Here is a 13,596-nt window from a genome sequence, read left to right as displayed (position 1 = left end):
CACCACACCAGGCCTCTACAGTGCAGCGTTACTGCCTTCCGGTCTTCAGACACCGTCGGCACCCACAATGTCGCGGATTTCGGGGCTCAATCACGCAGCCTGGACACTCGCTGTCTACGCTTCACCACAGCAGTTACCCACTGCAGCGCAAGACTCGCTTCCGGCTGGTGGCCAACCTCTACCGGGCGGGCTCAACGGCCCGCTGGGTCCCTCTCGCAATTTCATGGCCGCCTCCATGCCACCAATCCCAAGCGACCAGGCTTCGCCTGGCGCTCCTGAAGGTCCGCCCTACAGCTACAGCCCTGAGTCGGGGCCGATTCTTTGGTCTCGAATTGCGACACTCTTGAAAAACGCCCCAACCCGAGCGACCCCTGCAGAATTCTTCCTGAAGGTTCATCTCAGGGCTTCCACCATACGGTGTAGTATGGTAAAACCCTGGTAACCTGATGGTGATCTCCGTCCGCACTGCGGAACAGAGCCATCACGGACACCGCCCGCAGACCTTCTCCGCGGGAACGCAGTAGCGTCACCGGCCCCATGAAGTACGGTGACAAGGAGGGAAATCATGTTTTCAGCACTGATGAACTACATGCGCACGAACAACGTTCTGCCGCGCATCTCCGACACCGAGCGCCAGGCGCTGGAGGCGGGCACCGTCTGGATTGACGGCCAGCTGTTCGCCGGCAACCCGGACTTCAAACAGATCATGGCCGAGCCCTACAGCCAGCTCTCCGAGGAAGAGCAGGCATTCCTGGACGGTCCGGCGGAACAGCTCTGCCAGATGATCGACACCTACGAGGTGGAGCGCACCCGACGCGCTCCGGACGATGCCGTGGAGTTCATCAAGAACAACGGTTTCATGGGCATGATCATTCCCAAGGCCTACGGCGGCAAGGAATTCTCCACCCTGGCCGTGTCCGCGGTGATGGCGAAGGTGAACAGCTATTCCTCCACCGTGGGCACCTTCGTGGTGATCCCCAACTCCCTGGGCGCCGCCGAGCTGCTCAAGCACTACGGCACCGACCAGCAGAAGGACCACTACCTGCCGCGGCTGGCCAGCGGCGAGTACGTGCCGTGCTTCGGCCTCACCGAGCCCACCGCCGGCTCCGACGCCGCCTCCATCAAGGCCGAGGGCGAAGTGTTCAAGGATGACGACGGCGAGGTGAAAATCCGCCTGAACTTCCGCAAGCGCTACATCACCCTGGCGCCGGTGGCCAACCTGATCTCCCTCGCCTTCCAGATGCATGACCCGGACAACCTGCTGGGCAAGGGTGAGTACCCGGGCATCACCGTGGTGATGCTGCACAAGGGCACCCCGGGGCTGCACAACGGCGACCACCACATGCCCGTGGGTGAAGGCTTCTACAACGGCCCCATCATCGGCGAGAACGTGATCTGCTCGCCGGAGCAGATTATCGGCGGCCCGGAGTACGCCGGCCAGGGCTGGCGCATGCTCATGGAGCAGCTCGCCGGCGGCCGCGCCATTTCCCTGCCGGCCGGGGCCATCGGCGGCATGAAGTCGGTGGCATCCGTCACCGGCGCCTATTCCATGATCCGCCACCAGTTCGGCTTCCCCATCGGCATGATGGAGGGCGTCCAGGACAAGGTGGCCGGCATTGCGGGACTGACGTACATGTTCGAGGGCGCGCGGGTGTACTCCTGCTCCGCCATCGACAACGGCGAGCAGCCGCCGGTGGTCTCCGCACTGCTGAAATCCAGCAGCACCGAGCACGTGCAGAAGCTACTCACCGACGGCATGGACGTGTTCTCCGGTGCCGGGGTCATGCAGGGGCCCAGCAACATCCTCGCCTCCGGCTACCACGGTGCTCCGGTGGGCATCACCGTGGAAGGCGCCAACATCATGACCCGCACCCTGATCATCTTCGGCCAGGGCGCCACCCGCTGCCACCCCTACGCCCTGAACGTGGTGCGGGCGGTGGAGAACAAGGATGCCGATGCCTTCCGCAAGAACCTGCTGGGCTGGTTCGGTCATACCATCAGCAACTGGTTCCGCACCAAGGGCCGCGGCCTCACCCGTGGCTTCTCCGCGGGGAGCCCGGTGTCCGGTCCCACGGCCACCTACTACCGCCGCCTGGCCTGGTCGGCATCGCGGTTCGCACTGCTCACGGACCTGGCCATGTTCTTCATCGGCGGCAAGCTGAAGGCCAAGGGCAACCTCACCGGCCGCTTCGCCGACGTGCTCACCTGGCAGGTGCTGGCCATCTCGGCACTGCGGCGCTTCGAAGCCGAGGGCCGCAAGGAAGAGGATCTGCCGGTGGTGCAGTACGCCTGCGAATACGCCCTGGCGCGGATCCAGGAGGCCTTCGAAGGCATTCACGCCAACTTCGATGCACCGGTGGTGGGCTGGTGGCTGCGCAAGCCGGCGGCGTTCTTCCTGCGCATCAACCCGCTCTCCCAGGGCCCCAGCGACAAGCTGACCGCGCCCACCGCGGCGTCGATCCAGTCGCTGTCGGACCAGTACCGGCGCATCACCGCCGGCGTGGCCCGGGCGGATGAAAACGCGCCGGGGGCCGGCCGCCTGTTCAAGGCCTTCCGCCTGCAGCAGGAGGCACAGCCCATCATGGCCAAGGTCATGAAGGCGCAGAAGAAGCGCGAGGTGGGCAAGGGCATGGTCTACGAGGTGATGGAGGAGGCCCATGAGAAGGGCGTCATCACCGAGACGGAACTGCGGCAGCTGCGCCAGGCCAATGAGGCGGCCCTGGCCGCCATCGAGGTGGACGTGTTCACCCCGGAGGAGTACTTTGCCGCCGAGGCCCTGCCGCCCCACGGCCAGGTCGAGAAGCGTCAGGTCGCCAACGGCTGACGCCGCACGGTCTGCCCGCAGAATCGAGAGGCCCGGGTCCGCCCCGGGCCTCTTTTTTGGTCAGGCCCCTTGAAAGCGTGCGCGCCCCCCTCCATCTGCCAGTCAGGGGAGCGCGTTTGCTGACACACTCAACCGGTATCACGAAGGGAGAAGCCAATGCATCTGCAAGTCAATCCGGGCAATGGCGTGACCGTTTCCGAGGCCCTGGAGCAGCACCTGCGCCATGAACTGGACCGGCTGGAGCGCCGGTTCGGCGATCGCATCACCCGCATCGAGGCGCATTTCGCCGATGTCAACGGACCCAAGGGCGGCATCAACAAGCAGTGCAAACTGGAAGCGCGACCCCGCGGGCTTGATCCGCTGGCGGCGGAGCACATGTCCGACGACATCTACGATGCCGTGGCCGGCGCGGCGCAGCGGCTGGAGAAGGTCCTGGACAAGCGCTTCGGGCAGCTGGACAACCGCGACTGAGCAATCGCTGGCGCATGGCTGCCGGATCCCTGGCGGCCATGTGTGCTCCTGCGTCAGAGGGTGATGCCCTCCTCGCGACGCTCGCGGGGGATTTCCGTGGAGAGTTCGATTTCCTCTTCCTCGCCATCCTGCAGGAAACGCACCCGGGCCCGTTGACCGTCCGGCGTCGCACGCACCAGATCGAGGAAGTCCATGGGCATCTCCGGGGTTTCGTCGTTGACCGACAGGATCAGCGCGCCTTCCTCAAGACCGAGATGGCCGGCGCGCCCGCGCACGCCGCTGACGATCACGCCGTCGCGATCCGGCAGGCCCAGGGCTGAACGCAAATCATCGGTGGCCTCTACCACGGTAATGCCCAGGGCGGTGACCACCTGATCGTCCTCCATGCCCTCGTACTCGAGATCCTCGCCTGCCTGGAGAATCTCCGGCGACACCAGAATACGGGCGCCGCTGCGCACCGCCAGCGCCAGCCCGTCGCTGGGACGGGTGTCCACCAGTACCGGCTCGTCGCGGCCCTCCACAGCCAGTTCCAGCATGCCGTAGTAGATGCCGTCAGAGAGGTCATCCACCAGCACGCGCTGCAGGGTGGCGTCCAGCCCGGCGAGGATGTTGCCGACCAGATCATGGGTCTGGGGCCGGGGCACGTCCACGTCGTGCTGGGCCATGAGAATGGCACGGGCTTCGGCCACGCCGATGCGGATCGGCACCACATCACCCGAGTCCGGCTCGCGCAGCAGCACCAAGGGTGCACCACCGGCAGGATCCACGCCCACGGTGGCCAATTCCACCGGCACCAGGTCGTCGGGATCGACGGCCAGGTCACGTGCCTGCGCCTGCCCTGCCATCAGCACTGTCATCATGGCCAGCAGCGTCACGGCGCTGGCCAGCTTCAACGAAACACGCATGTCACCTCCCGAAAGCGCCACCGGCGCACACCCATGGTGGACCACAACCCCGGGAAACGCAGAAGCGTTTCCACCTTGACGTCCTGTCACTCAAGTTTAGTCGGCATCAATCCGCAGAGGTTCCAGTGCCACCCGGATCGGCTCCGGGATGGGGACCGCCCGATTCTCGGCACGGTTCACGAACACGTGCACGAACGCGCCGTGGGCGCAGATGGCTGCCTCCCCTTCCCGGAAGATGCCCACGCCGTACTGCACCGAGCTGTTGCCAAGCCGCTCGACACGCAATCCCGCCTCGATGCGCTCCGGGAAGGCGATGGGCCGCCGGTAGCTGCAGTTGGAGCTGACCACGAAACCGACGATGGCACCATTGTGAATATCCAGCCCGCCTGCTTCGATCAGATACTGGTTCACGGCGGTATCGAAGTAGGAGTAGTAGGTCACATTGTTAACGTGACCGTAGAGGTCGTTGTCCATCCAGCGGGTGGTGATGGGATAGAACACCCGATAGTCATCCCGCCCCGGGACTTCGCTCTCTGACATTGCGGACTCCATTGCTGGCGCAGAGGACGGGTGCGGTATCCCACGCCCGGCACCCGTATCGCCTCTGAAACGTTTTGTGAGAGCGTAATGGGTAACAGCCCAACAGGGAAACGCTGAGCCATGACGTTCGACGAATACCGCAGTCACGATGCCCTGGGCCTGGCCGCCCTTGTCGGCAACGGCGAGACCACGGCAGACGAGCTGCTGGAGTGCGCCCTCCACCGGGTCGAGACCACGCGGAGCACCATCAACGCCGTCAACCGGATGCTCACCGACCGCGCCCGGAGTCGACTGCAGCCCCCGCTCACCGGCGCGTTCGCCGGGGTTCCTTTCCTGGTCAAGGACGTGGTGCAGGATATCCAGGGCGAGCCCACGACCATGGGCTCCCGCGCATTCGTGGATCACCGGGCCGACGAAGACTCGAGCTACGTGCGCCGCGCCGACGCCGCTGGTCTGGTCATCTTCGGCAAGACCAACACCCCGGAGCTGGCGTTGAAGGGCATCACCGAGAATGCCACCTTCGGCGCCACCCGCAACCCATGGGCGACCGGCCACACACCGGGCGGCTCCAGTGGCGGTGCCGCCGCCGCGGTGGCGGCGGGCATCGTGCCCATGGCCGGCGCCAACGACGGCGGCGGTTCCATTCGCATACCCGCTGCCTACTGCGGGCTGTTCGGGCTGCGGCCCGGCCGCGGCCGCGTGCCCGTGGGACCAGCGCAGGCGGAGGTCTGGGAAGGCGCCTCCAGTGACCACGTTCTCACCCGTAGCGTCCGCGACAGCGCCGCCATGCTGGACGCTCTGGCAGGCCCGGATACCGGTGCACCGTTCCATATTGCACCGCCGGCACGCCCGTTCATGCAGGAACTGGAACAGGCCCCGGCGCCCCTGCGCATTGCCCTGTGCACCCACTCGCCCATCGGCGGTCCGGTGGATGCCGATTGCCGCGCAGCCGCCGAAGACACCGCCAGACTGCTGGAGGAACTCGGGCAGCATGTGGAAGAGGCGGAACCGCCGTTGGACGGCATGGCGCTGGCCCGGTGCTACATGACGCTGTATTTCGGTCAAGTGGCGGCCGCCACGGCACGCGGACGCGACGGTGACTTCGAGCTGGACACCCGCGCCCTGGCCATGCTCGGGCGCGCACTGTCCAGCGGGGAATATGTCACTGCGCACCAGCAGTGGAACGCCTTCGGCCGCGTGCTGGGGGCGTTCTTCAATGACTTCGACCTGTATCTCACCCCGACGGTGGCGGCCCGCCCGGCGGCCATCGGCGAACTGGACACACCGGCCGGCGAACGGCTTGGACTCCGGGTGCTCAGCGCCCTGCGGGCGGGGCGCCTGCTGCTGAAAAGCGGCATGGTGGAGAAGATGGCTTTCAAGGCGCTGGAGCGCACGCCGTTCACGCAGCTCGCCAACCTCACCGGCACCCCGGCCATGTCGGTACCGCTGTACTGGACCGATGACAACCTGCCGCTGGGCAGCCAGTTCATGGCGCCGGTGGGCGGCGAAGGTCTGCTGCTGCGCCTCGCAGCGCAACTGGAGCGGGCACGGCCGTGGTGGCACCGGGTGCCGGAGGTCGCCGCGCCAGGCCCGTCACAACCGTAGGGCGGACCACGGCGCAGCGTAGGAGCGGCGCAAGCCGCGACCCAGGGAGCCGGTGGCGCGCTACCGCCCCGGATCGTCCGCCAGGCTCATGTCGTCCGCCGCCGAGCTGTACTCCTGCTCGCGGTTCTCGGAGCCGAGCTTGGCCTGCAGACGCACTTCGTTGGCGGAGTCGGCGTAGCGGATGGCGTCGTCGTAGGTGATGCGCCCTTCCTGGTAGAGCTGGTAGAGGTGCTGGTCGAAGGTGCGCATGCCGTGCTCGTTGGAGCGTTTCATGATGTCCTTGAGTTCGTGCACCTCGCCGTTGCGCAGCTTGTCCTGCACCAGCGGGGTACCCAGCAGCACCTCCACCGCCGGCACGCGGCCGGCCCCGTCGGGGGTGGGCACCAGTTGCTGCGCCACGACACCCTTGAGGTTCAGTGACAGGTCCATGAACAGCTGATTCTGGCGCTCCGGCGGGAAGAAGTTGACGATGCGGTCCATGGCCTGGTTGGCATTGTTGGCGTGCAAGGTGGCCAGGCACAGATGGCCGGTCTCGGCGAAGGCAATGGCGTAGTCCATGGTCTCCCGGGTCCGGATCTCGCCGATGAGAATCACGTCCGGCGCCTGGCGCAGGGTGTTCTTCAGGGCCACCTCGAAGGACTCGGTATCGATCCCCACCTCGCGCTGGGTGACGATGCAGCCCTGGTGCTGGTGGATGAACTCGATGGGGTCCTCGATGGTGATGATGTGACCGGTGCTGTTCTGGTTGCGGTGACCGATCATGGACGCCAGGGACGTGGACTTACCCGTCCCGGTGGCACCGACGAACATCACCAGGCCGCGCTTGGTCATGGCCAGCTCGCGCAGCACGTCCGGCAGACCCAGATCCCCCAGCTCGGGAATGGTGGTCTCGATACGACGCAACACCATGCCGGCGTGATTACGCTGGTAGAAGGCGCTGACACGGAAGCGGCCCAGGCCGGAGGCACTGATGGCGAAATTGCACTCGCGGCTTTCCTCGAATTCCTGCCGCTGTCTGTCGGACATGATGGAAAGCACCACCTGACGCGCCTGATCCGGCGACAGCTTGCCCTTGGTCACCGGCGTGACCCGGCCGGCGACCTTCATGGACGGCGGCATGCCGGCGGTGATGAACAGGTCCGAGGCCTTCTTGTTGACCATGAATTCGAGCAGGGAGTTGAAATCCATCACTTCCTCCGTGGATCACGGGCGCCGGCTACGCCGTCCGTGATCAGTTGAACAGATCCTTGTTGACCGCCTTGGTGCGGGCGTCCTGCTTGCTGATCAGGCCCTTGCGCAGAAGCTGCTGCAGGCACTGATCCAGGGTCTGCATGCCCAGGGCCTGGCCGGTCTGAATGGACGAGTACATCTGCGCCACCTTGTCCTCGCGGATGAGGTTGCGAATGGCGGCGGTGCCGATCATGATCTCGTGGGCCGCCACGCGGCCGCCGCCCACCTTCTTCAGCAGGCTCTGGGAAATCACCGCCCGCAGGGATTCGGAGAGCATGGAGCGCACCATGGACTTCTCGGCGGCGGGGAAAACGTCGATGATGCGGTCGATGGTCTTGGCCGCGGAGCTGGTGTGCAGTGTGCCGAAAACCAGGTGGCCGGTTTCGGCGGCGGTGAGCGCCAGGCGGATGGTCTCCAGGTCGCGCAGCTCACCCACCAGCACCACGTCCGGGTCCTCGCGCAGGGCGGAGCGCAGGGCCTCGGAGAAGCCGTGGGTATCCCGGTGCACTTCGCGCTGGTTGATGAGCGACTTCTTGGATTCGTGGACGAACTCGATGGGGTCCTCGATGGTGAGGATGTGCTCGTGATAGTTCTCGTTCTTGTAGTTGAGCATGGCCGCCAGCGTGGTGGACTTGCCCGAGCCCGTGGGGCCGGTGACCAGCACCAGGCCGCGGGGGTTGTCGGAGACCTCACGGAAGACCTGCGGGGCGTCCAGCTCCTCCAGGGTGAGCACGTTGGACGGGATGGTCCGGAACACCGCCGCGGCGCCGCGGTTCTGGTTGAAGACGTTGACACGGAAGCGCGCCAGATTGGGGATCTCGAAGGAGAAGTCCGTCTCGTAGAACTCCTCGTAATCCCGGCGCTGCTTGTCGTTCATGATGTCGTAGATGAGGCCGTGGACTTCGTTGTGTTCCATGGCCGGGAGGTTGATTCGACGCACGTCGCCGTCCACACGTATCATTGGCGGCAATCCCGCCGACAGGTGCAGGTCGGAGGCGTTGTTCTTGACGCCGAAGGCGAGCAGGTCGGCAATATCCATCGGGCATCCTCTGCGCTAGTGATTCTTGGTTGTTCGATGCACCCGGCCGGGCCGTCTGTGGCGGTACCGCTGATCAACCGTACAGTCATCACCGGAACCAGGCAACATGACCCAGATCGCCGACGGCCTCGCCCGCGTCCGCGCCCGCATCCGCGCCGCCGAGGAGCAGTACGGCCGCCCCGAGGGCAGCGTCGAACTCCTGGCCGTGAGCAAGACAAAGCCCGCCGCCGCGGTGCGCGAAGCCCTGGCCGCCGGACAGACCGCCTTCGGCGAGAACTACGTTCAGGACGCACGGGACAAACAGGAGGCGCTGGGCCCCGGCGACGCCCGCTGGCATTTCATCGGGCCGCTTCAGTCCAATAAAACAAAACTCGTCGCCCCACACTTTGACTGGGTTCACAGTGTGGAGCGGGAGAAGATCGCGCGCCGGCTTTCCGAGCAGCGTCCGTCCAACCTGCCGCCGCTGAATGTCTGCATCCAGGTCAACGTCAGCGACGAGTCCAGCAAATCCGGACTGCAGCCCGCGGCTGTGCCCACCCTGGCGCATGCGGTGGCGGATCTGCCCAATCTGCACCTGCGGGGGCTCATGTGTATCCCCGCGCCGGCCGAGGACTTCGACGCCCAACGCGCTCCGTTCCGCCAGCTCCGGGAGCTCCAGGAGCAACTGGTGCGTGAGGGCCTGCGTCTGGATACTCTATCCATGGGCATGTCGGTGGATCTGGAAGCCGCCATCGCCGAGGGCAGTACCATGGTGCGCGTGGGCACGGACATTTTCGGCGCGCGCGACTGAAAGTAGCCACAGGATCTGCTCAAAGGGGGAGACATGAACAACCGGACGATCGCGTTCATCGGCGGGGGCAACATGGCCCGCAGCCTCATCGGCGGCCTGATTGCCGATGGCTTCGACGCCGGCGCCATCCGCGTGGCAGAACCGGACGCGGATCAACGCGGCGACCTGGCCGCGGCCTTCGGCGTCACCGCCGTGGCGGATAACCTGGACGCCGCACAGGGTGCTGACGCTGTGGTGCTTGCGGTGAAACCGCAGGTGATTCGGGACGTGGCCGCCGAAATCGGCCAGCATGCCCGTGACAACGGCGCCGTCATCATCTCCATCGCCGCCGGCATCCGTGAGAAGGACCTGTCACGCTGGCTCGGTGACGGGCTACCTGTGGTGCGGACCATGCCCAACACGCCGTCACTGGTGCAGACCGGCGCGACGGCGCTGTACGCCAACCCGCAGGTCAGCGCCGACCAGCGCAGCCTGGCGGAATCGCTGATGCGGGCAGTGGGGCTCACCTGCTGGCTGGACGACGAGGCGCTGATGGATGCGGTTACTGCCGTCTCCGGCAGCGGCCCCGCCTATTTCTTCCTGCTGATGGAACTCATGGAGGACGCCGGCGAGCGCCTGGGTCTGCCACGGCAGACGGCGCGCCTGCTGACCCTGCAGACGGCTATGGGCGCCGCCAAAATGGCACTGGAGAGCGACGACGATGCGCGCACCCTGCGCCAGCGGGTCACCTCCCCGGGGGGGACCACCGAACAGGCCATCAAGGCACTGGAGGACGGGGGCATGGGCGACCTGGTGGATCGCGCCCTGCATGCCGCCGCCGATCGCGCCGGCGAACTGGGCGACCAGTTGGGCAATCAATAATGCGTCCTGAACGGTTCGTCGTCGTCACCGACGGCACCGCCATACCACCCACAATCGGGAGTCTCGCATGTCCGGACAGTATCTGACCGATCCGCTGGCCTTTCTGATCAATACCCTTGCCGGTCTCTACATTCTGGCCGTGATGTTGCGGTTCCTTCTGCAGTGGGTCAGCGCCGACTACCGCAATCCCATCTCGCAGTTCCTGGTCCGGATCACGCAGCCGCCGCTGCAGCCCATGCGGCGGGTGCTGCCGCCCATCGGTCGCGCGGACACCTCGGCCATCGTGCTGATGCTGCTGCTGCAGTTCTGCACCCTGGCGGTGGTGTACTGGATCGGCAGCACTAATGTCAGCGCCGGTTTCCTGGCCGTGCGCTCGGTGGCCGAGCTGCTCAATCTGCTGCTGAACGTGTTCCTGGTGGTGATCATCATCCGGGTGATCCTCAGCTGGGTGAACCCGGGCCAGTACAATCCGGCCATCGGCCTCATCGACAGCCTGGCGGAACCGGTGCTGGCCCCGGCGCGCCGGATCATTCCCGCCGTGGGCGGGCTCGACCTCTCGCCCATTGCGGTGCTGATCGGCATTCAGCTGGCGAAGATGCTGTTCGTGCATCCGATCCGGGACATGGCGCGCATGTTTCTCTGAGACGGACGCTGGCAGGCCGGCGGCGCCACCGGTATCCGGTGCCGGCCTGCCAGCGCGGTTGTCACCCCTGGGGCCGGTCAGTAGACTCACTGGCTCTTTGGTAGCAAGCCGTACCTGCCCGGATGTCAGAACAGTTGCCCGCCGACTGCGTCGGCCTTGTCACACCGCAGAGCATGCAGTTCGACCAGCCCCTGGAGCTGGACTGCGGGCGCACGCTGCCGTCCTATCACCTTGTGTACGAGACCTACGGCGAGCTCAACGCCGATGCCTCCAACGCCATCCTGGTCTGCCACGCCCTGTCCGGGGACCATCACGCGGCCGGTTACCACTCCGTGGACGAGCGCAAGCCCGGCTGGTGGGACGCCTGCATCGGCCCCGGCAAGCCACTGGACACCAATCGTTTCTTCATCGTCTGCAGCAACAACCTGGGCGGCTGCCGCGGCTCGTCGGGGCCGATCAGCACCAACCCCGGAACCGGCCAGCTATACGGCGCCGATTTCCCCATGGTGACGGTTCCGGACTGGGTGCGCAGCCAGGCACGCCTGGCGGACCGCCTGGGCATCACCCAGTGGGCGGCGGTGGTGGGTGGCAGCCTCGGTGGCATGCAGGCACTGCAATGGGCCATCGACTTCCCGGAACGGGTGCGCCATGCCGTGGTGATCGCGGCGGCGCCCAAGCTCTCGGCGCAGAACATCGCTTTCAACGAGGTGGCCCGTCAGGCCATTCTCCAGGATCCGGAGTTCCACGAAGGCCACTACGCGGAGTACGGCGTGGTGCCCCGCCGGGGGCTGTCCCTGGCGCGCATGCTGGGCCACATCACCTACCTGTCCGAGGACGCCATGCGGGCGAAGTTCGGTCGGGAACTGCGCGAAGGCAAGATCAACTTCAACTACGACGTGGAGTTCGAGGTGGAGAGCTATCTCCGCTACCAGGCGGAGAACTTCGTCGACCACTTCGACGCCAACACCTACCTGCTCATGACCCGCGCACTGGACTACTTTGATCCGGCGTCGGAACACGACGACAACCTCGCCGCGGCGCTGAAGCACGTCACCGCGTCGTTCCTGGTGCTGTCGTTCACCAGTGACTGGCGCTTCCCCTCGACCCGCTCGCGGGAGATCGTGCGGGCCCTGCAGGACGGCAACAAGCGGGTGACCTATTCGGAGATCGAAGCGCCCCAGGGGCATGACTCCTTCCTCATGCCCATCCCCATCTACCGGGATCTGCTGCGTGCCTACATGGCCCGGGTCGCAGGGGAGGTGTCGGCATGAGCGTACGCTCCGAACTGGCGCTGATCAGCGAATGGATCCGGCCCGGCACGCGGGTTCTGGACCTGGGCTGCGGCGAGGGGCTGCTGCTGCGCTACCTGCGCGACACCCGCGGCGTGATCGGCTACGGCCTGGAGATCGACCCGGACAACATCCGTGGTTGCGTGGAAAAGGGCATACCCGTTATCCAGACCAATCTGGACGAGGGCCTGAAGGACTTCGATCCGGACTCCTTCGACTATGTGGTGATGACACAGACCCTGCAGGCGGTGCGCTACCCGGAACACTTGCTGGCCGAGATCCTGCGGGTGGGGCGCGAGGGCATCGTGACCTTCTCCAACATGGGTCACTGGCGCTGCCGCATGGAACTGGCGCTGCGCGGGCGCATGCCGGTGAGCGGCGACGCCGGGCTGGACTGGTATAACAGCCCCAACATCCACCTGTGCACGGTGCGGGATTTCGAGCGCCTGTGCGCCAACGCCGGCATCGACATCATCGAGCGCACCTTCATTGATGACGGCCACCGGCGCCGGACCGCCGCAAGCCTGCTTCCCAACCTGCTGGGCGAGGTGGCACTGTACCGGTTCAAGCAGGCAGCAGGAGCCGACCCATGAAACGCCGCCACCTGGGACTCTTCACCGCCGTCATGCTGGCGCTCGCCGTGCTGGCGCCGCAGGCCGCGGCCTACGAGCGGGCCGAGCACTACGGCGACTACAGCATCTACTACAACGCCATGGCCAGCACCCGCCTATCGCCGGACGTGGCCAGCCAGTACGAACTCCAGCGAAGCCGCATCCGCGGCGTGCTGATGATCACGGTCCTGCACGACGGCGAGCCGGTCGCCGCCCGGGTGGACGCCCGCGCGCTGAACCCGCGTGATCAGCTCCAGACCGTGCGCATGCAGGAACACGCCGACGGCGAGGGAATCTATTCCGTGGGCGGCTTCCGCATGGATGATGGCGAGCGCATGCGCTTCGAGGTGCGGGTGCGCCCCGAGGGGCACGACCGGGAATACACCGTGGAATTCAGCGAGCGCCTGTTCAGCGACTGAGCGGGCCGCCTGGCCCCGAGGGAGGGTCACATGCGCGGGTAGCGATCGACGTACTGCCCTTGCGCGGGATAGAACTCGACGAAGAAGTTCTCCAGCCAGGGGTGATCCACCGGCTCCTCGGCGACCCCCGCCCGTAGGTCACCCTCCGCGGCGTAGGCGGCAAAATCGGCGCCGTCCACCAACAGGTGGTACCAGGGCTGCTCCCGGTCCGGCCGATGCTGCATGTGCGACTCGTACCAGTCGCTGGAACCGTTGTAGCGTGCATCCACGTCCACGATCACGGCGCGGAACTCGTGGGTCTGGTGGTGCACGATCTGCCCCGGCTGGAACCGGGCGGTGACGATGGATCTGTTCATTCGATCAGTTCTC

At 66.0% G+C, this 13,596-nt stretch carries 14 protein-coding genes; 9 read left to right on the top strand and 5 right to left on the bottom strand.

Annotated elements, in window-relative coordinates:
• Nucleotides 1-565: 565 nt before the first annotated feature.
• Both KU884_RS02500 and KU884_RS02495 read left to right on the top strand, forming a co-directional pair.
• Nucleotides 566-2,824 carry an acyl-CoA dehydrogenase gene (locus KU884_RS02500; protein WP_167781143.1) on the top strand — a complete coding sequence of 753 codons (2,259 nt, stop codon included), beginning with the start codon at nt 566-568 and terminating at the stop codon, nt 2,822-2,824.
• A gap of 156 nt (nt 2,825-2,980) precedes the next feature.
• Nucleotides 2,981-3,295: an HPF/RaiA family ribosome-associated protein gene (locus KU884_RS02495; RefSeq protein WP_167781142.1), complete on the top strand. Its 315-nt coding sequence runs from the start codon at nt 2,981-2,983 to the stop codon at nt 3,293-3,295.
• A gap of 53 nt (nt 3,296-3,348) precedes the next feature.
• On the opposite strand, the gene KU884_RS02490 is transcribed toward KU884_RS02495, so the two are convergent.
• Both KU884_RS02490 and KU884_RS02485 read right to left on the bottom strand, forming a co-directional pair.
• Nucleotides 3,349-4,200 (bottom strand): bifunctional nuclease domain-containing protein, encoded by an 852-nt coding sequence (locus tag KU884_RS02490; protein WP_167781141.1) that lies wholly within the window; start codon nt 4,198-4,200, stop codon nt 3,349-3,351.
• 96 nt (nt 4,201-4,296) lie between these two features.
• Entirely contained in the window at nt 4,297-4,740 is a 444-nt protein-coding gene (locus KU884_RS02485) for a thioesterase family protein (protein ID WP_167781140.1), read from the bottom strand.
• 120 nt (nt 4,741-4,860) lie between these two features.
• Here KU884_RS02485 and KU884_RS02480 point away from each other — a divergent pair, with 120 nt between their 5' ends.
• Nucleotides 4,861-6,345, top strand: coding sequence for an amidase (locus KU884_RS02480; RefSeq protein ID WP_167781139.1), 1,485 nt, complete (start codon nt 4,861-4,863; stop codon nt 6,343-6,345).
• A 60-nt stretch (nt 6,346-6,405) separates the two neighbouring features.
• Here the strand turns inward: KU884_RS02480 and KU884_RS02475 are convergent, their stop codons facing one another.
• Together KU884_RS02475 and KU884_RS02470 are read right to left on the bottom strand one after the other, a co-directional pair.
• Nucleotides 6,406-7,533: a PilT/PilU family type 4a pilus ATPase gene (locus KU884_RS02475; protein WP_167781138.1), complete on the bottom strand. Its 1,128-nt coding sequence runs from the start codon at nt 7,531-7,533 to the stop codon at nt 6,406-6,408.
• 43 nt (nt 7,534-7,576) lie between these two features.
• On the bottom strand, nt 7,577-8,614 hold the full coding sequence (locus KU884_RS02470; RefSeq protein WP_167781137.1) for a type IV pilus twitching motility protein PilT: 1,038 nt from the start codon (nt 8,612-8,614) through the stop codon (nt 7,577-7,579).
• 106 nt (nt 8,615-8,720) lie between these two features.
• On the opposite strand from KU884_RS02470, the gene KU884_RS02465 reads away from it, so the two are divergent.
• The 6 genes from KU884_RS02465 (at nt 8,721) to KU884_RS02440 (ending at nt 13,227) form a co-directional block, all read left to right on the top strand.
• Nucleotides 8,721-9,404: a YggS family pyridoxal phosphate-dependent enzyme gene (locus KU884_RS02465; RefSeq protein WP_167781136.1), complete on the top strand. Its 684-nt coding sequence runs from the start codon at nt 8,721-8,723 to the stop codon at nt 9,402-9,404.
• A 33-nt stretch (nt 9,405-9,437) separates the two neighbouring features.
• On the top strand, nt 9,438-10,265 hold the full coding sequence (proC, locus tag KU884_RS02460) for a pyrroline-5-carboxylate reductase (protein WP_167781135.1): 828 nt from the start codon (nt 9,438-9,440) through the stop codon (nt 10,263-10,265).
• 67 nt (nt 10,266-10,332) lie between these two features.
• Nucleotides 10,333-10,908, top strand: a complete 576-nt coding sequence (locus KU884_RS02455; protein ID WP_167781134.1) for a YggT family protein — start codon at nt 10,333-10,335, stop codon at nt 10,906-10,908.
• A gap of 122 nt (nt 10,909-11,030) precedes the next feature.
• Nucleotides 11,031-12,179, top strand: coding sequence for a homoserine O-acetyltransferase (locus tag KU884_RS02450; protein WP_167781133.1), 1,149 nt, complete (start codon nt 11,031-11,033; stop codon nt 12,177-12,179).
• Nucleotides 12,176-12,790: a methionine biosynthesis protein MetW gene (metW, locus tag KU884_RS02445; RefSeq protein ID WP_167781132.1), complete on the top strand. Its 615-nt coding sequence runs from the start codon at nt 12,176-12,178 to the stop codon at nt 12,788-12,790. Before KU884_RS02450 ends, metW begins: the two co-directional genes overlap by 4 nt.
• The gene (locus KU884_RS02440) at nt 12,787-13,227 is read left to right on the top strand and encodes a DUF4426 domain-containing protein (protein ID WP_167781131.1); all 441 of its coding nucleotides are present in this window, start codon (nt 12,787-12,789) and stop codon (nt 13,225-13,227) included. The genes metW and KU884_RS02440 overlap by 4 nt, the downstream gene beginning before the upstream one ends.
• 26 nt (nt 13,228-13,253) lie before the next feature.
• Here the strand turns inward: KU884_RS02440 and hspQ are convergent, their stop codons facing one another.
• Complete coding sequence (gene hspQ, locus KU884_RS02435; protein ID WP_167781130.1) at nt 13,254-13,583, bottom strand: heat shock protein HspQ; 330 nt, start codon at nt 13,581-13,583, stop codon at nt 13,254-13,256.
• Nucleotides 13,584-13,596 lie beyond the last annotated feature (13 nt).

The organism is Aquisalimonas sp. 2447, from assembly GCF_012044895.1.
GTDB lineage: Bacteria > Pseudomonadota > Gammaproteobacteria > Nitrococcales > Aquisalimonadaceae > Aquisalimonas.
Note: the sequence above shows the minus strand (reverse complement) of the source record. Positions and strands in the feature narration are given on the sequence as shown.

What these genes read in the sequence shown, in the direction of transcription:
- metW (WP_167781132.1), top strand. Translation starts at nt 12,176, where the DNA reads ATGAGCGTACGCTCCGAACTGGCGCTGATCAGCGAATGGATCCGGCCC.
- KU884_RS02495 (WP_167781142.1), top strand. Translation starts at nt 2,981, where the DNA reads ATGCATCTGCAAGTCAATCCGGGCAATGGCGTGACCGTTTCCGAGGCC.
- KU884_RS02480 (WP_167781139.1), top strand. Translation starts at nt 4,861, where the DNA reads ATGACGTTCGACGAATACCGCAGTCACGATGCCCTGGGCCTGGCCGCC.
- KU884_RS02500 (WP_167781143.1), top strand. Translation starts at nt 566, where the DNA reads ATGTTTTCAGCACTGATGAACTACATGCGCACGAACAACGTTCTGCCG.
- hspQ (WP_167781130.1), bottom strand. Translation starts at nt 13,583, where the DNA reads ATGAACAGATCCATCGTCACCGCCCGGTTCCAGCCGGGGCAGATCGTG.
- KU884_RS02465 (WP_167781136.1), top strand. Translation starts at nt 8,721, where the DNA reads ATGACCCAGATCGCCGACGGCCTCGCCCGCGTCCGCGCCCGCATCCGC.
- KU884_RS02490 (WP_167781141.1), bottom strand. Translation starts at nt 4,200, where the DNA reads ATGCGTGTTTCGTTGAAGCTGGCCAGCGCCGTGACGCTGCTGGCCATG.
- KU884_RS02455 (WP_167781134.1), top strand. Translation starts at nt 10,333, where the DNA reads ATGTCCGGACAGTATCTGACCGATCCGCTGGCCTTTCTGATCAATACC.
- KU884_RS02470 (WP_167781137.1), bottom strand. Translation starts at nt 8,614, where the DNA reads ATGGATATTGCCGACCTGCTCGCCTTCGGCGTCAAGAACAACGCCTCC.
- KU884_RS02475 (WP_167781138.1), bottom strand. Translation starts at nt 7,533, where the DNA reads ATGGATTTCAACTCCCTGCTCGAATTCATGGTCAACAAGAAGGCCTCG.
- KU884_RS02440 (WP_167781131.1), top strand. Translation starts at nt 12,787, where the DNA reads ATGAAACGCCGCCACCTGGGACTCTTCACCGCCGTCATGCTGGCGCTC.
- KU884_RS02485 (WP_167781140.1), bottom strand. Translation starts at nt 4,740, where the DNA reads ATGTCAGAGAGCGAAGTCCCGGGGCGGGATGACTATCGGGTGTTCTAT.
- KU884_RS02450 (WP_167781133.1), top strand. Translation starts at nt 11,031, where the DNA reads ATGTCAGAACAGTTGCCCGCCGACTGCGTCGGCCTTGTCACACCGCAG.
- proC (WP_167781135.1), top strand. Translation starts at nt 9,438, where the DNA reads ATGAACAACCGGACGATCGCGTTCATCGGCGGGGGCAACATGGCCCGC.